This is a genomic window from Strawberry lethal yellows phytoplasma (CPA) str. NZSb11 (assembly GCF_000397185.1).
In the GTDB taxonomy this organism is placed as follows: domain Bacteria; phylum Bacillota_I; class Bacilli_A; order Acholeplasmatales; family Acholeplasmataceae; genus Phytoplasma; species Phytoplasma australiense.
Map to the genome: position 1 here is coordinate 76,646 of NC_021236.1, position 19,461 is coordinate 96,106.

Here is a 19,461-nt window from a genome sequence, read left to right on the forward strand (position 1 = left end):
ATTTTTGAAATTAATGCATGTTTTTTCAAAAAAACATTTTGCAACCAAATTAGAAAATTATTTTTTGAAGCTTCAAAAAGAAAAAAGACTAACTTGAAAAAAAGTTAGTCTTAATTATTATTTATTTTTAATGTTTGTGTTTAAAGGTTTTTTAATGAGTTGGTTGTAAGTTTTCTTCTAATAATCTTTTTTCTTCCAATATTTTTTTAATTGTTTTCAATACAATAAGCATTATTATACATTCTTTGAAATAATTTTTAATTTTTTATTCTTCTTTTTGATTGTAAAAAAATTAATAATTAAATTAAATTTTTTTTAAAAACAAAAACAATTTTTTATGTATTTTTATAAATTCTGATACTTAAATAATTGATAAATTAAAAAAACAGCAGATTTGATGTTTGCTGTTTAAATTTAATTTTTATAATAAAGAGTTCTTTTTTCTCCTGTTTGTTTGGCGCATAAATCAATTTTTTGGATTCTTTTAATTTTGCGAGTTTTCCAAAAGAAACCTTTATATTGATATTTATAATAAGGAAATCTTAATTCTAAATCATAGTTATGTAGCGAAAGAGGCGCTTTCATTTGGCATTTAATCGGAAAAACCGCAACTATTTCATTGTTTTCCTTTTTTTTCAAAACAATGCTATTAATGTTTAAGTAAGCAGGACTATCATAACCAGAACCTTTTTCATAAATAAGATCAGTATAAAAATTTTCTTCCCAAAAGTTTGTTTCTTTGGAAACCCCTTCATCTTGCCAAAATATATACATATTTTTAGCTCCATTTCCCAAACTTTTCAAAGCATCTAAGGAATGACAGTTGCTTGTGTTTTTTCTTGTTCCTTCATCAAAATAAACTAATAATAGTTTTTCAGGAACTCCTCCTCTTAAACGCGAATTAAAGCAAACGTAAGATTGATTAATTTGATCGTTATAAATTCCATAAGATAAATTTTTGACAAAGTGTCTTTTTGGAAATTTATTTTTTAACCACTCTAAAGCCTTTTCTTCATTACTCATTTTTCCTAAATAAACATTATAAATATTCATATCTTGAATTTGGCCTTCTAATTGAGGAACAAATTGTTTGCAAATGTTTTTTATTTGTGGTTTATTATTGTAATTCATTTTGAGTAAATCAATTTTCTTTTGGGAATTGCGATTTTGATTGGCTAAAGGTTTAAAAAAAACTTTTTTTTGAACCCCCCTTAATTCTCTTTTTTTTCTTGGATTTCTTGAAAAATGTTTTAGTTCTTTGAAAGGATTTTTTTCTTTTATTGTTTCTTTAATTGAAGTGGGGCTGAAAATGTTTGTGTCTTTTTGTTTTTCTTTTTGAAACACAAAAGGAGTTTTGTTTTGGGAAGATGTTTGAGGTAAACAAAAAAAACAAAAAAAACTAACGCCACAAACAGTAAAAAAAATTATTTTAAGTTGAATTATTTTTTTTTGAAAAAATGATGAAGTCATTTGTTTTATTTTTTTGTTTTCTTTTTTTATAAAGACTAAAAAGAAAAAAGAGATTTTTCAATCTCTTTTAAGCCTTTATTATTTTTTTTGTTTTTTTACAAGAGATAAAAAAGATACTGAATATAACAAATAAAAAACAAATAATACAAGCAGCAATAATATAAACAATATATGTTTTATTTTGAGTAATTTTGTCTTTTATTGTTTTTGATGTTAATGCAGGTGTTTCTTCTGAATTTAATTCATCACTAATATGTTGAATATTTTCATCAACATCATTGTTTGGTGCAATCAGTTCTTCCTCTTCTTGATTTTCTGGATGTTGAGTTTTTAAACCTGCCGCTTCCAGGCCTTTATTCAAGACAGATTCTTCAGTGGCTTCTTTACGTTTCATTTCTTTTTCAACAGCGATATTAATTGTTTTTTTTAAATCTTCAAAATTAATTTCTTTCCTGGATTCTTGATTATCTGATGAAGTGGCGTTTTTCTTTTCGTGCAAAATTTTTTCTACAATTTTTTCACTAATTTCTTTTTTAACTATTTCTTTTATTTTATAATTAAATTCCGCTTTGCCTTTATATTTTAAAGAGTTTTCTTTTGCTTTTAAAGTTAATTTGCTTCTTTCCAATTTTTTTTCTAAAATTTCAACTTCATCTAAATCTAATTCAGGATTTATTTTTGCAATAATTTCTTTTAAATCTTGTATTTCAGGGACTTTGGCATTAATTTTTTTTAATTCAACTTCACCTAAATCTTTATTTTGAATGCATTTGCCTAAATCTTGTTTAATATAAAAAGTCAGTTCTTTTTTGCCTTTGATAGTTTTTGAATTTTCTTTCGCTGCAATATACGCTGTTCCTTCATACTCTAAAAGTTGACCATCAACTTCTACTGATTTTATTTGGATTTGGATGTCGCAATTTTTTTTAATTTGTTTATTTTTAAACTCAGAATGCAATTCTTTGATTCTTTGACATATTTCTGTGTCTTCGGGAATATTTTCAAAAACTCCCAAATTTGTTGTAATTGTTGTAATATCAGTTGATTTATCTTCACTATTTGCAAAAACAAACTGATAATGGTAGATAAATAAAACTGTTAATAAAACCCCCAAAAAATACTGCCAATATTTTTGTAAAATTTGAGGCTGATGATTGTTATTCAATGATTTCCTTAATTTAACTTTCTAATATCCTAGCCTTCCAAAGACTTAAGATCATAATCAAAATTTTAAAATGAATCTTATTCTTATCGTGTTTTTTTATTTTCTTTTGATTCTTTTAAAATCCAATAATATTATAACTGAACCACAAGAAAAAAGAGATACTTTTTTATTTTTATGAATATTTTTTTATTTTTATGTCTTTGATAGTGTTTTGTAAGTTTCAAAATCTGCAAATTAATTGTATAATATAGAGTGGAATGTTGTTGATAAATAAATATTTGATATCAGAAAAAAATTATTGATGTCATTAATAAAAATAATTTAAACTCGTCTATATTTGAATTATTGCTTTTTTAAAAAATAGTTGACGTAAAAGTTATTTTTGTAAAAAAATAAAACATTATTTTTTCGATTCTCAAACAAAGAAAAAGTTTTTTATGGGAATAAGTAATTGATGATAATCCAAAATTAATTTTTTGCTAGTTTGAAGTTCTAATATTTTGTTTTTTTCAACAATTTTTTATTTTTAAATTTTAAAAATATTGTAATCATTTCAAATTTTTTCAGATTAAAAAATGTTTATTTTTTGGATGTTTTCTAAATCTAAAGACATATTTTTTCACTAATAAACAACAAACAAACATTTTTTGAAAAAATAAAACTTTTTTCCACCAAAAAACCAAACCAAACATGTTTTAAAAAAACCCTATTTTTGATGTTTGAACTTTTAGTGTTTCTTTAACCAAAAAAACGGTTTTTTGCATTCTTTTCTTGATTTGGTTATTTGTTTTGCATTAGTTTTTTATGTCATAATGCCATATTTCTTGTTTGGTCTTTTTGAAATTTATTACTGTGATGTTTTTTAACTAAATTTTTTTTAGGGAAGATGTAAAAATTATTTTTTTGAGTTTTAAAGTTTTTTAAAAGCAAAAAAGTTTATAAGTTTTGCAACAGTTTTATTTTTTTATTTCATAATAATTGTAGATATTTTAGTAATTCATCTTCTAAATCTATAAATAAACACAATTTATTTAAAATTAAGTTTTATAAAATTATAAAAATTATGAAATAAAAAAACCAAATATAACATCTTTTTTGGCAAGAAAAACTGAAATTATAATTTATAAAAAAGATTTGTAAGGAAAATTTGTTATGAAAACTTATTTAGATTTATGTCGTTTTATTTTAAAAAAAGGTTTTAATAAAGAAGACCGAACGAAAACAGGAACTAAAAGCGTTTTTGGTTATCAAATGCGTTTCAATCTCCAAGATGGCTTCCCCTTGCTAACTACTAAAAAAATGTATTTCAAAGCGATTATTCATGAACTTTTATGGTTTTTAAAAGGAGACACGAACATTTCTTATTTAGTCAAAAACAATGTTAATATTTGGAATGATTGGCCTTATCAAAAATATCAAAAATCGCCTCATTTTAAAAACGAAACTATGGAAGAATTTATTCAAAAAATTAAAAAAGATAAAGCTTTTGCTGGTTTGCATGGAAATTTAGGTCCTGTTTATGGCAAACAATGGCGTGATTTTAATGGCTTTGATCAAATTAAATTTTTAATTTCTGAAATAAAAAATAATCCAGATTCTAGGCGTTTGATTTTGAGTTCTTGGAATCCAGAACAATTACATCAAATGGCTTTACCTCCTTGTCATATTTTAATGCAATTTTATGTTTTAGAAGGAAAACTTTCCTTGCAACTTTATCAAAGGAGTGGCGATGTTTTTTTAGGAGTACCTTTTAATATTGCTTCTTATGCTTTGTTGCTTTTGATGGTTGCTCAAGTGACAAATTTAGAAGTTGGCGAATTTATTCATACTTTGGGAGACGCACATATTTATCACAACCATTTAAATCAAATCAAAATTCAAATCCAAAGAACTCCAAAAAAACTTCCCCAAATGATTTTAAACCCTCATATTAAAGATATTGATGGCTTTTCATTTGAAGATTTTACTTTAAAAAATTATTTTTGCGATGGAACTTTGAAAGGAGATATTGCTATATGATTAATTTAATCACAGCTTTTGATAGTAATTATCTAATAGGAAGCGATAATAAACTTCCTTGGCATTATCCTCAAGATTTGCATTTTTTTAAAAAAACAACTTTGAATCAAGAAGTTTTAATGGGTCATCAAACTTATCTTTCGTTAAAAAGTTATTTCAAAGACAAGCCTTTTAATTTTAAAAAAACTTATGTTGCAGCTCGAAATAAAGGTTTGCAATTGGATGGTTGTGAAGTGGTTTTCGATTTGTTAACTTTTTTAAAAACTTTTTTAATTCAGAAAAAATCGCATCTTTTTGTTATTGGAGGTAGACAAATTTATCAACAAAGTTTGCCGTTTGTGGATAATTTATATATTACTCATATTTTAAATAGACATAAAGGGAATGTTTATTTTCCTCCAGTCAATTGGCAAGATTTTCAATTAATTCAAAAAACGATTCAACCTCAATTAATTTTTGCTTTTTATAAAAGGAAAAAGGATCCATTATGTTAATTGTCTTTTTTTTCACTATGATTGTTTCTAATTTTTTTTATTTAAAACATTTTTATTTGAATAACCCTATTATAATTTTTCTTTTATCCTTAATAATGGCTGGTTTAATGACTTTTTTCTTTTTAATTTTGTGTTTTATCATAATGTCTTTTTTGCCTCCCAACCATCCTTTTAAAGGGTTTGTCATTCGCAGTTTATCTCGCTTCATTAAAGTTTTTTTACGAATTAAGGTGATAGTTAAAAATAAACACTTATTGCCTTTAAAAGAAAATATCGTTATTTATGCTAATCATAAATCTTATACAGATGCTTTTTTGATTGCAATTTCTCTTCCTAGGACTTTAACTTTTGCCCCTAAAGATAAATTTTGCTTCCCGTTTTTAACTAAGTGGCTTTTAAACCTAGCTTTTTATTCTTCTGATTGCATGGTTGTATCAAGGGAAAGCATTAGAAAAACAGCCAAAAATTTAAGTAAAGCGATTCCTAAAATTAAATCAGGATTAGCTCTTGTTGTTTTTCCTGAAGGAGGCATGACAGATGTTGACAACGAAAGAGTAACTCCTCTTTTTGGGGGGGCTTTTAAAATAGCTTTGAAAAGTCAAGCTTCTATCGTTCCTTTAACTATTAAAGGTGCTAGTAAAATTAAAAATTATTTTTGGTGGCAAAAAAAAAGAGTAGAAATAATTTTGCATCCAGTTTTAAAATATGATGATTATCGTTGTGATACAATAAAACAAATAGCTTTGAATGTTGAAAACAAAATTAATTCCGGTTTGGAATAAAAAGAATTGTTTTTTTGAATTTATTACACTAAACATTTAAGAACATTTTTGAAAAATTAAAAATCAAACAATTACTTATTCAACAAAATTTTTTAGGATTGTTAATGTATTTGACAACTTTATGATTTTGTAAAGAAAATAAAAATACTAACTAAAAACAAAACTCCAATATTTAATTTTGTGGAGTGTTTAGGATTTAGTTTAAAGATAAATAATAAATATATAAGAAAAGGAAATGTTAAAAATGATTGTTTTTCAAACTACTACTTATTTCAACCCTTATTTAAATGATTTATGTTTTTTTGAAGAAAAAAGCGGAACTACTAAAAAGCTTGTTTCGGCTTTAGAACCAAGCCAAGGTCAATCAGGACCTAAAGATTTATTTTGTCTTTCTTGGGCAATTTGTTTGTATAGAACTACTCACAAATTTCTAGATTTAAAAGGACATAAAAATCCAGAAATCAAAGTTAAAGTGACTTTAGAAATGTTAAAAGATGAAAGAGGTTTTTATTTTAAACCAACTGCAATTTTGGCAATCAAAGGTATGTCTTTGGAAGAAACAGAAACAATTTTAAAAACTGTTGACTACAAATGTCCTATTTCACGTTTAATTAGCAATGACCCTCATGTTCAAGTTAAAGTTGCTTCTTATGATGAATTAATTACTCAATAAATATAATAAAAAACAAAAAAACCTTGACTATTAAAGAAAATTTTTATAAAATACTAATGATGGTAAAAACAGTTATAATTAGCCCTATTAAACTAATCACTTGCCTTAGAGAGGTTTTTCCAAGTAATTCTTTGCTGTTTGAGAAAGAAAAGAAAGTAGTTGATTGTTAATAAATCTAATTATAAAACTTTACCTTAAAAAAGGAGAGTTAAAAAATGTCACGTTATACAGGTTCCACTTGGAAAATTTCTAGAAGATTAAATTATTCTATTACAGAAACTGGCAAAGAATTACGCAAAAGAGCTTATGCGCCAGGTCAACACGGTCAAAGAAGAGCCAAAATAAGTGACTACGGTTTACAATTAAAAGAAAAACAAAAATTACGTTTTACTTATGGAATGTCAGAAAAACAATTTCGTAAAACTTTCGAAAGAGCTTCTAAGTTAAAAGGAATTCACGGCGAAATGTTTTTAGTTTTGTTAGAATCGCGCCTTGACAACATCGTTTATCGTTTAGGTTTTGCAAAAACTAGAGCACAAGCAAGACAATTGGTTAACCATGGTCATGTTTTGGTTGAAGGCAAAAAAGTTGATATTGCATCATACTCTCTTAAACCAGGACAAACAATTACTTTGAGAGAAAAATCTAAAAATCTAAAAATAGTTGAAGAGGTATTGAAAAATAAATTTGTTCGAGCAGATTATGTTTCTTTAGATAAACAATTAAATGGTAAATATGTTAGATATCCAAAAAGAAATGAATTTTTAGCTGAAATTAATGAACAATTAATAGTGGAATTTTATAATAGATAACTGAAAACACCTTTTAAAACAAGGTGTTTTTTGTATTTGTTTATGATTGTTTTTTTCACTTTTTTGTTTTCAAAAAATGCGAACTTTTCTTGAAATTTAGAGTTTTTTAAAATTTTTTTAAAGAAAAAACATTCATATTTTCTAAAGAAAGTTATTTTAGAAAAAAGACAGAAAAAATTAAAATGTGGCCCTATTTTTTCGCCACAAAAACGCTTTCAAAAACCATATAATAAAACTAAAGATAATTATATCGCTTTAAAAAAGTTGTCTAAAAAAACAACGTAATGATTTATTAGATTTTTTGAACAAATCCCAAAAGGAACTTTGATTATTATGAAAAAAAAGAATTTAAAACAAGAAGAAACAATTAATTTTCTTCAAAAAGCAAGTATAAAAAGCAATGAAGAAATTTTTCAAACTTTAGAGTCTTCATGGCAAGGCTTAGACCAAAAACAAATTCTTTTTCAAAGAAATTTATACGGACCCAACCTTCTTTCAAAAGAAAAAAATAAAAATTTTTGTCAAAAAATAATAAAATTGATTTTTACCCCTTTTAACCTTGTTTTAATCATTTTGATGGTTGTATCTTTAGTTAATGATGTTGCAATGCCTCTTAAAAATTCACAAACACCTAGTTATGCTGTGATTATTACTACGCTTATGATGTTTTTAAGTTCTTTAATTATCCAATTTACTCAAGAAAACAAATATTTAAAAATAACTTCTCAATTACAAAAATTAGTCCAAAATACTACTTCTGTCAAACGCCAAAACCAAAACCAAAAAATCCCTTTAGAAGAAGTTGTTAGAGGCGACATTATTTTGCTTGCTGCAGGAGACATTGTGCCTGCTGATTTGAAACTATTAGAAACAAAAGATTTTTTTGTGAAAACAACTACTTTTACTGGCGAATCAGAACCAGTGGAAAAAAAAGCTCAAGTGCTTGGAAAATATAATAATTTCTTAGAAGATCCAAGATTAGTTTTAACTAGTTCAATAGTTATTTCCGGTTATGCAACAGGAATTGTCGTTCTTACTGGCAAAGATACTTATTTAGGTAAAATCAATAAAGAAATTCATCAAAAAAAAGAAATTTCGCATCTAGATTCCAACTTAAATAAAGTTGCGAAATTGTTATTTATATGCATTTCTTTAATGTCGCCTTTAGTTTTTCTTTTTAACATTTATAAAAATAATTCTTTTTCTTTTTTACAAACTATTTTATTTACTTTAACAATTGCCTTTGGACTCACCCCCAAAATGCTTCCTTTGATTATTACAACTTCTTTTTTCAAAGGGATTGTTGCTTTATCTAAAAAAAAAGTAATTGTTAAAAATCTTAATGTTATTTCTAGTTTTGGTTCCATGAACGTACTTTTTACGGATAAAACTGGTACTTTAACTGAAGATAAAGTGTTTTTAGAAAATTTTTGTAATTTAGAAGGTCAACAAAATATCACCATTTTAAAACATGCTTATTTAAATAGTTTTTTTCAAACAGGATTAAAAAGTTTAATTGATGAAGCCATTATTTCTAAAGCAGCGGCTTTTGGTTTGACAAATACATTACAACAATTTAAGAAAATCGATGAAATCCCTTTTGATTTTAAAAGAAGAAAAATGAGCGTGGTGGTTGAAAATCAAAATAACAACCAAAAAATGATTACCAAAGGTGCGATTGAAGAAATTTTGAATATTTGTGATTCAATTATAATTCAAGGCCAAACTTCTCCTTTAACTTTAGAAAATAAAAAATTAGTTTTAGACCAAACAAAAATTTATAATCAAAAAGGGATGCGAGTAATTGGTGTTGCTCAAAAAAACATTATTCAAGGTAATGGTCCTATTCAAGAAGAAAAAATGACTCTTATTGGCTTGTTGACTTTTTTAGATCCTATCAAAGAAAGCTCCATCAAAACAATTGCCTCACTTCATCAAAAAAAAATCATTGTCAAAATTTTAACAGGAGATAATGAAATTTTAACTAAAACAGTTGCTCAAAAATTAAATATTGATGCAACTCATTGTTTGCAAGGTGATATAGTTGATCAATTAGATGACGAAACTTTATATCAAGAGGCACAAAAAACTAATTTATTTATTAAGTTATCGCCCGAACAAAAAGCACGCATTGTTTCTCTTTTCAAAAAAAAAGGTAATATAGTTGCTTTTATGGGCGATGGCATTAACGATGCCTTTGCAATGAAAAAAGCCGATGTAGGCATTTGCGTTAATACTGGAGCAGAAATTACTAAAGAAATTGCCGATATTATTCTTTTAGAAAAACAACTCGATGTTTTAGAGAACGGGATTATTGAAGGCAGAAAAACTTACACCAACGCTATCAAATATATTAAATTTACTTTAGCTTCTAACTTTGGCAATTCTTTAAGTGTTTTATTGGCTAGTTTTTATTTACCATTTCAACCAATGCTTGTTTTGCAAATTTTATTCTTAGATTTAATTTATGATTTAATTTGTTTTTCTATTCCTTTTGATAATGTTGATGAAAATTATTTAAAAAAACCTAGTAAATTTGATTTCAAAAATATTAAAAACTTTATGCTTTGGTTCGGGATTATTTCGTTTTTAGTGGACTTCTCTTTTTTATTAGGAATGGGCTTTTTAGGAAAATCAGGAGAAGCACAAAAAAAATTATTTCAAACTAGTTGGTTTATTTTTTCAATCTGGTCACAAACATTAACCCTTTTCTTATTAAGAACAGATAAGTTTTTTGTTAAAAAGAAATTTACAAATTTACCTTCACCATTAATCATTATTTGTTCTGCTTTTGGTCTTATTGTTGCAACAATTGCGCCACACATCGAATTTATTAGAGATGCTTTACAATTAGATGGTAATTTTTTTCTTTCTTCCAATTATCATATTTGGTTATTATTGTTCTTTTTATTGTTCTTTTATTCTTTCGTTATGGTTTGGGCAAAAATTATTTTTATTAAAAAAAATAAACAATTATTATAATTTTTTGAAACTTTTTATTTTTATTAAGAAAGGACTTTTATGAATCCTTTATTTTTCTTATTTTTTCTTCTTTTTTTGCTTTTTTTTGATTTTTTCTTGATTAAATATCAAATTTTAAAGATGATTTTTTTGTTTGTGTGGTTTCTTTGTGTGGCTTATTTATTAAATACACAAAAAGCGCCTATTACATTATCTTTTTTGGGATCAAAAAAAATTTCAGAAAATTTTTATTATTTTGTTTTAACTAGCATAATCATTATTAAAGCTCCTTCTTTTAGAAATGTTTTAAATAATTGGAAAAAATATTGGCATGCTAAAAGAAAAAATGTTTTTATGGGTGGCGATTGGACTCAAAAAGAAATTATTGAAGCTGTCATGGAACTTTCTTCCCGAAAAACAGGAGCTTTAATTACTATTGAGAAAAACAATATTTTAGAGCAATATGCCCAAAAAGCCATTGTAATTAATGGTGATGTTTCTAAAGAACTTTTATTAAATATTTTTACCCCAAACACTCCTTTGCATGATGGAGCCGTTATTATTCGAGGTGATAAAATTTTGTGTGCAAGCGCTTATTATACTTTATCATCAGCTGATGAAAATTTTGATAAAAAAACCGGTTCTCGTCATCGTGCTGCTTTAGGGATTAGTGAAACAACAGACAGTATGACAATTGTTGTTTCCGAAGAAACTGGCAATATTTCCATTGCTTTAGAAGGAATTATGATTAAAATAAACTTAAAAACCAAACTTCAAGAATATCTTGCTATTTTTATGAACTAAAATGAACTAAAAGCGAAAGGAGAAAAAAATGAAAAAAAGAAAATTAGGAATAATAGTTGATTCTACTTGCGGAAGTGATTATGGAAAAAGCTTTTTCCCAGATATTTCCGTAGTCCCTTTAACTATAATAGTTGATGGAAAAAGTTATGTTGATGGCGATTTTGATAACAAAACATTATTGCATTTTATCGATCAAAAGAAAAAAGTAACAACGAGCCAACCCAACCCTGAACTTTTTATTCAAGCTTTTAAAAAACAATTTTCTTTAGGTTATGAACATGTTTTTTGCTTTACTTTATCGCATAAATTAAGTGGTACTTTTAATAGCGCCCTTTTAGCGAAAAAGATATTAAATGATGAAAGAATTACTATCATTGATAGCGAAACTGTTGGACCTGGAGTTATTTTTGCCCTGAAAAGACTTTCTTATTTACTAGAGCAAGAAACATTTGACAGTTATCAAGCCTTAGAATTTCAGCTGAAACAAGAATTAGACCAAGGTTTTTTATTATTTTATATCGAAAACTTAAAACAATTAGTTAAAAACGGACGTATTAGTAAGTTTAAAGCCCTTATTGGTACTTTATTTAAAATCCATCCGATTGTTAAATATCAAAAAAGTGTTTTAATGATTAATAAGAAAATAAGAAATTTTAATAGATGTTTTGAATATTTAATTCAAAGTGTTTTAAATGAAAAAACTATTAACAATGCCCTAGATATACAAACAGTTCATGTTGACGAAGATAGCCAAACGAAAGCTTTTTTGCAAAAAATTAACGATTTAAATGAATCTCAAATTACAGTTTCTGATTATGGTTCCATTTCTTCTGTGGTTGCAGTTCATATGGGTTCCAAAGCATTTGGTTTTTATCTGAATACAATCAAAGCATAAATATAAATTATTTTACTATCTTTATTTTTAAAAAACTTTTATTTTAATTATTCTTTAAAATTTAAAATCAGTTAGATATTTCCATTAAAAATAAAAATAATTTTCAGATTGTTAAAAATAAATTATCCTTAATTAAAATTGATTTTTTTAATTTAAACAAAACCGCTGTATGAAAAAATAATTAAAGTTTTTTTATCGATGAGTGCAAGAAATAATGCAAAAACAATATTTTTTTCGTTTTTTTCAAACTTTTTTATTTCCCCTTTTAAGTTTAAAAAGAATACGCTCTTTTCAAACTTATTTAGATGAAAAAAATTACATTAAATAAAAAAACTTATTTGTTTTTTCATATTTTGCTAAATTCAGACACATATAATTTTTTCCGAAAAATCACCAAACAACGCATATTTTGAAGTAATTATTTTATATTTGAATGTTTGGTTTTTTTATTTTTATCAAGCAAAAACTTATTTATAATTATTTTGTTTTTATGTTTTTATTTGCTTCCATTTTGTACCATTTTGTTTGGTTTTTTTATTTTTTATCAACCAAAAACTTATTTATAATTATTTTGTTTTTATGTTTTTATTTGCTTCCATTTTGTACCATTTTGTTTGGTTTTTTTATCTGATTAAAATATCATTTATAATTATTTTTTTATATGTTTATTTGCTTCGTTTTATTTTGTGTTATAAATCAATCTTTTATTTTGATTATAATAAAACAGCCTACGTTTTTTTATAATTTAGATGATGATTTAAAAATGTTTTTAGAAAAAATGTAAAAATTATTTTTTTATCCTTAAATATTTTTTTCAAAACAAAAGTTTCTAATCTTTTGGAGCAGTTCAATTAATTTTATAAAATTTAGATAATGGATGATTCAGCATTTAAATACATATTTATGTGTAATTGAAAAAGGTTTCAAACCTACCTTAATTTTTTTGTTTTTTAAAAACCAATCAAGCAAACCCCAAAAACTACAACATTCCAATTGAAAGCTGATTTTTTTAAGATTTTTTTATCTTAAAATTTCGCTTTTATTACTTCATCAAATTTTTTTAATCTTTTCAAAAATATAAAATCATTTTTTTACAAATTAAATTAAAAAGGAAGAGATTATGAATATTTTATCCATCGAAACAAGTTGCGATGAAACAAGTGTTGCCATTACTCAAGACGGTAAAAAAGTTTTATCTAATATAGTTTTTTCTCAAATCAAAGACCACCAAATGTTTGGTGGTGTAGTTCCTGAAATAGCTTCTAGAAAACATGTTGAATTAATTACTTTAATTTTAGAAAAAGCTTTCCAAAAAGCTTGTCTTACACCCCAAGAAATTGATTTAGTAGCGGTTACTCAAGGACCTGGTTTAGTGGGATCTTTGTTAGTGGGCATCAATGCAGCTAATGTTTTTGCCTACACTTATCAAAAACCTCTTTTAGGAATCAACCATCTTTTAGGACATCTTTATGCCGCTCAAATTGAACATCAAATTAAACCAAATGCGTTAATTCTTTTAGTTTCAGGAGGACATACAGAACTTCTTCATTTTAAAAATCATGATCAAATAGAAGTTTTGGGAACAACTCTAGATGATGCTTTAGGAGAAGTTTACGATAAAATAGCCAAAGCCCTTCATTTAGGATATCCGGGAGGCCCTTTAATTGATCAATTAGCCCAAACAGGCAAAGATACTTATCATTTAGTGAGACCTTATTTAAAAAATAATAATCTCAATTTTAGTTTTTCAGGCCTTAAAAGCCATTTAGTTAATTTATTATTGAAACAAAACATTCAAGATTTAAATATCCCAAACATATGCGCTTCTTTTCAAGCAAGTGTTATTGATGTTTTATTAACCAAAACTAAAAGAGTTTTAAAAAAATTACCTATTCAACAATTGATTGTAACAGGAGGGGTTGCCTCTAATTCTGCTTTAAGAAAAAAAATGAAAGAAACTTTCCTTGATTTAGAAGTAATTTTTCCAAGCGTTCAATATTGCACCGATCAAGCGGCCATGATAGGAATTGCTGCTTTTTATCAAAAAAATATCACCCCCCCTTCATATAAATATGATTTAACTGCTTTGCCAAATTTAACTTTTTAAAAAAAATGTTTTTTTAATTTTTTTTGCGATAACTTTTTTTTAATCTTAAAAAGATTGCGATAATTACAATTTCTTCGGATTCAAAAAATCTTTACTTGAATAAAAGAAAGATATAATTTAGCTAATTTATTGCGAACTTTAGAATTAGTTGGCTCGTTAAAATAAATGTTTAATCAATTGCTTTCATCTATTGTTTTTTCGATTTTTGTTGCAATCTTTTTTATTGTAATTCTTTTTAAAAAAATATTTTTAAATCAAAAGTTGTCTAGCATTTGCAAACATCCCATTAAATTAAAAAACTTAATTTTTTTTGTTGTTTTAAATTAAGAGATATTTTTTCCAACAAGCGATAAATAAAAGCAATTTAAGACAATGATGTCAGATATTTTTTTGTGGTGTTTTTAATAATCTCCTTAACGATTTTTACCCAAACGTTTTTAGAAAAGAAATTAAAATTATTTTTTTAAGTTTCAAAAAGAAAAAAAGACTAACTTAAAAAAACTCAGTTCCAAATTTTTTTAAAAGTTAAAGTTTAATATTTGAAAACAACTTAAAAGTTAAGTTTTAAAAAGAAAAAATGTCTATAAGTTCGTAAACATCGCAGATTCTTGTATACAAACAGATATATTTGTTGATATAATATAAAGATGAAAGAAGTTTAACAAACCTTTCCATCCTACCTTATAGTTTAATTTTTTTCTTCATTGCTCTCCAATTTTAATTATTGTTTACAAGATAAAAAACCGTTATTAAAAAAACCTTAATTTTTATATTTTCCTTCATGGTTAAAAATTCCTTCTAAATTTTTATAATTAATCTTTTCTTTGTCCTCATAAAATATTCCAAATCAAACAAAAAGACAGCTATTATTGTTTTTTTAACCTTATTTACTACAGAAAATACTTTATTATTAAATTTTTTCTCCGATTTTGAAAAAGCAAAAAACCTCCAACAACTTTTTTGCAATCATCAATAACTAAATTTTTTAGTATTGAAAATATTTTAAAAAGATATATTTTTTTCTTTGTTTTTTCAAGGAAATAAAAACCCCCAACTAAAAAGCAAATCTTTAAATGTTTTAATTGAGATATTTAATTTTGTTTTGTATTTAGGTCATATTTCAAAAGCAAATTAAATATTACTTAATTATCTCTTTTGGGAAATTAAAACAAAACCACAGTTTTTTGAACTCATCTAATTTTTTTTAATTTTTGCTTCTTCGATAAAACCTAAAGTATGAGTTTTTCAATATTTAACACATTTCAAAAAAATCTGCAAGTTTTTTTAAAAGAATCATGTTTAATTTTATCTCATTTAAATTTTTTCCAAAGTGTTATCTTCGTTTTATAAAGAAATGCAAAAATGTTTCGGTTTTTAAAAACAACAAAGAAGCTATAAGTTGTATTTACAGCTTCATAATGTTTATTTCTAATTTATACAATATTTTAAAAAAAGGTTATATAATGATAAATCCAAATGAAGAACATGTTTTATTGAAATTTTTACTTTTAAATCCGCAACAATTTGCTTCTATAATAAACAAAATTAATATAAATGATTTCCAGAATCCTAAAGTTAAATATATTTACAATCTTTTGTTAGATTTTTACAAACAAAAAAAAATTTGGGATTTGAATAAAATGAATTCTTTTTTAACTAAAATTCCTGAATCCAAGCAACAAAACGTTAAGAATTATTTAAATTTAATCATTAAAAAAATTCCTTTATGCCAATTATTAGAGGTAGATGATTATATTCAAAGAATCCAAAAAGACAATTCAGAAAAAGAATTCGAACAAGCTTTTAAAGCAACTTCTCTTTTTGAAACCCCTAAAGATTTAATGCGCAATATTTTAAACAAAACTATTTTTAATCCCAGCAAAAACGGATTATTAGGTTTTGATACTGGTTTTGCGCAGTTAAATTACGATACTTTAGGTTTTCAAAAACAAGAATTAATTATTTTGGGAGCTCGTCCGGGAGTTGGTAAAACAACTTTGATGGTAAATTTAGCTATCAATATTATCGCTAAAAATGTTAACTCCAAAATAGTTATTTTTAGTTTGGAGATGAGCAATACTCAATTAATTTTAAAAAGCTTAAGTTCTGTTTCTAACGTTGACATGCGCCGTTTACAATTGGGAGATGTTAGTGCCAAAGAAAAAGATATAATTCTTGATACTTCATATACTTTGGAACAATTACAGTTATTTTTTGATGATGAATCTTCTTTAGTTTCTGAAATTGAAATTAAATGTACTCAGTTTAAGCAAACTCACGGATTAGATATGATTTTTATTGACTATTTACAATTATTGCAAGATAAACCAATGGATAAAATTTCTAAAAAATTAAAACAATTAGCTAAAAAACTAAATATTGTTGTTTTTTGTCTTTCGCAATTAAATAGAGATTCAGTAAAAAGTACGACCCCAAGAAGGCCGAGATTAACCGATTTAAAAGATACTGGAAATATTGAACAAGATGCTGATTTAGTGTTGCTTTTGTATTGTGAAACTAATACGCTGAGAGATAAAGTAACATATTCAAATTATGAATTGATTATTGCTAAAAATAGAAATGGTATTTCTAATAGAAATTATCAACTGCATTTCAATAATCAAACCCAAACTTTTACAGAAAAGAAAAAATAGAATAGTAATAATAAATTCAAACCCCCTCACCTAATTAACTTGTTTTCATGCTCCCCCAAAAAAAACTAAACTACATTAATAAGTAGTTTGGAAAAATGTTGTTTTGTTATTCAGCAACCCCATTTTTCAGGACTATATTCTTATCGGTGGACGCCCAAAACCAACCAGATTGGCAATTTAGGAAGATTACATTAAATCTTTATCATATAGTGATCTTCTGAGATTTGAAAACAAAAAGGGCTTGGTTGATGAAGTAATTTAAAAGAATGTAGAAATATGAAATCAATTAGTTGAACTACATGCGCTGTTCCGTTTTTTAATACAACTTTTTATTTATAAATTACTCTTTAAGACTTTAAAATTAAGTAGATAATTTCATATCTTTTCAAACTAACAAAGCAATTTCATTACACTTAAAAAGTGTCTAATGTTTTTTTATAATTTGCTAGTTTCAAAAGATATTTTTTTAATTTTTATCCTTACGCTATATATATATAAGTAAAAAAAAAGAAAAAGTCACCTATAAAACGACATGGATTAAATTTTTTTACACAATAATGCGGAGTTTTTAATTTTTTACTTAAAAAAATGTACAGTGAAATAACCTCTTTTAAAAAGGTTGCAGTTGAATTTGTCAATTAATTAAAATATTTATCTAAAAGATTGAAAATATTTTACAGGAGATGAAGTATTTAATTTAGTTAAAATCCATTTGTGATTCCAAAAAGAAGCGAATCGATTTATAATTTTTTTGATTTTACTTGGGTTTTTTTGAAATAAAAATGGATGTTGGTTGAATAAAATACTTTTCATCTGGCCAAAAAAGTTCTCAATCACGGCGTTATCGCGTGGGGTTGCTTTGCGGGACATGCTGATTAAAAACCTTTTTTTAGTTAAGGTTTGTTGTACTTTTAGGGATTGATAAACTAATCCTTGGTCGGAATGGATAACACAAGGTTCTTTTAATGGAGGTAGTTTTTTGATTGTATTTAAAATTAATTCTTTATCTTGGCGATTCGAAGTATGGGATGCGATGATTTGGTTGTTAAAAGAATCGATGATGGCAGAAAAATAGATAAAACCTTGGGGAGTTTGGAAATAAGTAATGTCGGTGAATAATTTTTGCATAGGTTATGAGCCGGTAAAGTCTTGATTGATTAAATTTGGTACTACTTGGAGGTTAGATTTTAAATTTTTATGATAATAATATTTATTTTTTTTAGGCCTTAACTTACAACAAATATTATTTTCTTTCATGATAAGATAAACTTTTTTCTTAGTGATGGGTTCGTTGAAAGTTTTTTGGTATAAATCAGTAATTTTACGATGGCCGTAAAAATATTGGTGGTGTAAACATAAAACTTTAATTCTTTTTTGTTGTAAAAAATATTTTGTTTGTTTTAATTTTAACTTTTCTTCAATTTTTAGCCAATAATAATAAGTACTTCGATTAATGCGAATTGTTTTTAAAATGGTAGTTAAATTTAGGTCTTGAGAAAATTGTTTAACAAGTTTAAAAACTATTTTTTTATTAATAATTTGAATATGGAAAATCATATTTTGTAATAATCTTATTTTTTGCTTTAATTTTTGCAATTTTTGCATTATTAACACCAATTATCTTAATATTTTTTTATTTAATTACAAAAATAATTATAACTTATTAAAACTGAATTTTAAAATATATTTATTAAATTAATATATAAATGGAAGATAATATATGTATATGTAATATAAAGAAAGAAATAAAAACTTTTGAATAGTTTTTATTTCTTTCTTTATATATTAACCATATATATTATAATAATTTTATTATTATCTTTACATTATTAATTATTATATTATGTTTCTAATAAGGTTAAACCCGAATTAATTATTACTCATCACAAACCAATTCAAAACAGCCTTGGAGGGCTTTTTTGAATTGGTGTTTAGTTTTACCCACGGGTTTAACCTTATTAGAAACATACCATTATATATATAAGTAAAAAAAAAGAAAAAGTCACCTATAAAACGACATGGATTAAATTTTTTTACACAATAATGCGGAGTTTTTAATTTTGGGTTGTTTGTGTTATATAATAACAGGGTTAATTGGCAAATCCATCACCATAAACACTAGCGAAAATGATTATGGAAGAAATAAAAACCCCCCCCCTCAACTAGAGGGGGGGTTATAAATTAGGTTTAAAAATGATCCGTTTTAGTTTATGCCAAAATTGTAAAAATTAAAAGTAGGTATTTACAAGGTTTTTTGAAGGTCATTTAGAGGCTAAATTGGATTTAAGGGGGGTATAAATTACAAATAGGGTAATAACCCTATTTGTAATTTAATCACAGCGAGAAGGGCAAAATAATGCGTTAAAGAGGCATGTTTGATTTTGGGGGGTTATAAAAAGTGTCAGTAGAAGAAATTATAATTATAATTTTATCCTCTTAATCTTGGTTTTGATGATTCTTCTGTTGGTTGAGTGTTAAATCTATTGTTTTCCAAAAGTCTGATATATCTTTGTTTTGGGTTGAAGTAAAGGTAGTAGTTTTTTATTTCGGATTTTGAATATCACGAATCTTTATCATTTACTTCAATTCTGGAGGTTTTTTGGGTGGCGGGGTGGTGTCATAAAA

Annotated in this window: 13 protein-coding genes and 1 pseudogene; 10 read left to right on the forward strand and 4 right to left on the reverse strand. The window is 25.3% G+C overall.

Annotated features, from left to right (window positions below):
* Positions 1-414: 414 nt before the first annotated feature.
* A complete protein-coding gene (locus SLY_RS00365) occupies positions 415-1,344 on the reverse strand; it encodes a hypothetical protein (protein ID WP_015637649.1) in 930 nt (309 codons plus the stop codon).
* Positions 1,345-1,537: 193 nt separating this feature from the next.
* Positions 1,538-2,635, reverse strand: a complete 1,098-nt coding sequence (locus SLY_RS00370) for a hypothetical protein (protein ID WP_015637652.1) — start codon at positions 2,633-2,635, stop codon at positions 1,538-1,540.
* A 1,152-nt stretch (positions 2,636-3,787) separates the two neighbouring features.
* Here SLY_RS00370 and SLY_RS00375 point away from each other — a divergent pair.
* Both SLY_RS00375 and SLY_RS00380 read left to right on the forward strand, forming a co-directional pair.
* Positions 3,788-4,654, forward strand: a complete 867-nt coding sequence (locus tag SLY_RS00375) for a thymidylate synthase (RefSeq protein ID WP_015637655.1) — start codon at positions 3,788-3,790, stop codon at positions 4,652-4,654.
* Positions 4,651-5,148 (forward strand): dihydrofolate reductase, encoded by a 498-nt coding sequence (locus SLY_RS00380; protein WP_041784264.1) that lies wholly within the window; start codon positions 4,651-4,653, stop codon positions 5,146-5,148. Before SLY_RS00375 ends, SLY_RS00380 begins: the two co-directional genes overlap by 4 nt.
* Before the next feature lie 52 nt (positions 5,149-5,200).
* On the opposite strand, the gene SLY_RS05550 is transcribed toward SLY_RS00380, so the two are convergent.
* Entirely contained in the window at positions 5,201-5,356 is a 156-nt protein-coding gene (locus SLY_RS05550) for a hypothetical protein (RefSeq protein ID WP_235043281.1), read from the reverse strand.
* 22 nt (positions 5,357-5,378) lie between these two features.
* Here SLY_RS05550 and SLY_RS00385 point away from each other — a divergent pair, with 22 nt between their 5' ends.
* The 8 genes from SLY_RS00385 to SLY_RS00425 all read left to right on the forward strand — a co-directional run bounded on the left by SLY_RS00385 (position 5,379) and on the right by SLY_RS00425 (position 16,836).
* Positions 5,379-5,930: a lysophospholipid acyltransferase family protein gene (locus SLY_RS00385; protein WP_235043282.1), complete on the forward strand. Its 552-nt coding sequence runs from the start codon at positions 5,379-5,381 to the stop codon at positions 5,928-5,930.
* Positions 5,931-6,174: 244 nt separating this feature from the next.
* A complete protein-coding gene (locus SLY_RS00390; protein ID WP_012358692.1) occupies positions 6,175-6,603 on the forward strand; it encodes an OsmC family protein in 429 nt (142 codons plus the stop codon).
* Between the two features lie 215 nt (positions 6,604-6,818).
* A complete protein-coding gene (gene rpsD / locus SLY_RS00395; RefSeq protein ID WP_012358693.1) occupies positions 6,819-7,415 on the forward strand; it encodes a 30S ribosomal protein S4 in 597 nt (198 codons plus the stop codon).
* 333 nt (positions 7,416-7,748) lie between these two features.
* Positions 7,749-10,397 carry a magnesium-translocating P-type ATPase gene (gene mgtA / locus SLY_RS00400; RefSeq protein WP_041784265.1) on the forward strand — a complete coding sequence of 883 codons (2,649 nt, stop codon included), beginning with the start codon at positions 7,749-7,751 and terminating at the stop codon, positions 10,395-10,397.
* A gap of 150 nt (positions 10,398-10,547) precedes the next feature.
* Positions 10,548-11,180 (forward strand): diadenylate cyclase, encoded by a 633-nt coding sequence (locus SLY_RS00405; RefSeq protein ID WP_235043283.1) that lies wholly within the window; start codon positions 10,548-10,550, stop codon positions 11,178-11,180.
* 28 nt (positions 11,181-11,208) lie between these two features.
* Positions 11,209-12,075 (forward strand): DegV family protein, encoded by an 867-nt coding sequence (locus SLY_RS00410; RefSeq protein ID WP_015637661.1) that lies wholly within the window; start codon positions 11,209-11,211, stop codon positions 12,073-12,075.
* A gap of 1,120 nt (positions 12,076-13,195) precedes the next feature.
* The gene (gene tsaD, locus SLY_RS00420; protein ID WP_015637665.1) at positions 13,196-14,182 is read left to right on the forward strand and encodes a tRNA (adenosine(37)-N6)-threonylcarbamoyltransferase complex transferase subunit TsaD; all 987 of its coding nucleotides are present in this window, start codon (positions 13,196-13,198) and stop codon (positions 14,180-14,182) included.
* 1,463 nt (positions 14,183-15,645) lie between these two features.
* A complete protein-coding gene (locus tag SLY_RS00425; RefSeq protein WP_041784446.1) occupies positions 15,646-16,836 on the forward strand; it encodes a replicative DNA helicase in 1,191 nt (396 codons plus the stop codon).
* Between the two features lie 651 nt (positions 16,837-17,487).
* Here the strand turns inward: SLY_RS00425 and SLY_RS00430 are convergent.
* Positions 17,488-18,441: pseudogene (locus SLY_RS00430) on the reverse strand (IS3 family transposase).
* Positions 18,442-19,461: the final 1,020 nt, after the last annotated feature.

Excerpts from the sequence above, each read along its gene's own strand:
- SLY_RS00375 (WP_015637655.1), top strand. The coding sequence starts at position 3,788 with ATGAAAACTTATTTAGATTTATGTCGTTTTATTTTAAAAAAAGGTTTT.
- SLY_RS00380 (WP_041784264.1), top strand. The coding sequence starts at position 4,651 with ATGATTAATTTAATCACAGCTTTTGATAGTAATTATCTAATAGGAAGC.
- SLY_RS05550 (WP_235043281.1), bottom strand. The coding sequence starts at position 5,356 with ATGAAGCGAGATAAACTGCGAATGACAAACCCTTTAAAAGGATGGTTG.
- SLY_RS00390 (WP_012358692.1), top strand. The coding sequence starts at position 6,175 with ATGATTGTTTTTCAAACTACTACTTATTTCAACCCTTATTTAAATGAT.
- rpsD (WP_012358693.1), top strand. The coding sequence starts at position 6,819 with ATGTCACGTTATACAGGTTCCACTTGGAAAATTTCTAGAAGATTAAAT.
- mgtA (WP_041784265.1), top strand. The coding sequence starts at position 7,749 with ATGAAAAAAAAGAATTTAAAACAAGAAGAAACAATTAATTTTCTTCAA.
- SLY_RS00410 (WP_015637661.1), top strand. The coding sequence starts at position 11,209 with ATGAAAAAAAGAAAATTAGGAATAATAGTTGATTCTACTTGCGGAAGT.
- tsaD (WP_015637665.1), top strand. The coding sequence starts at position 13,196 with ATGAATATTTTATCCATCGAAACAAGTTGCGATGAAACAAGTGTTGCC.
- SLY_RS00425 (WP_041784446.1), top strand. The coding sequence starts at position 15,646 with ATGATAAATCCAAATGAAGAACATGTTTTATTGAAATTTTTACTTTTA.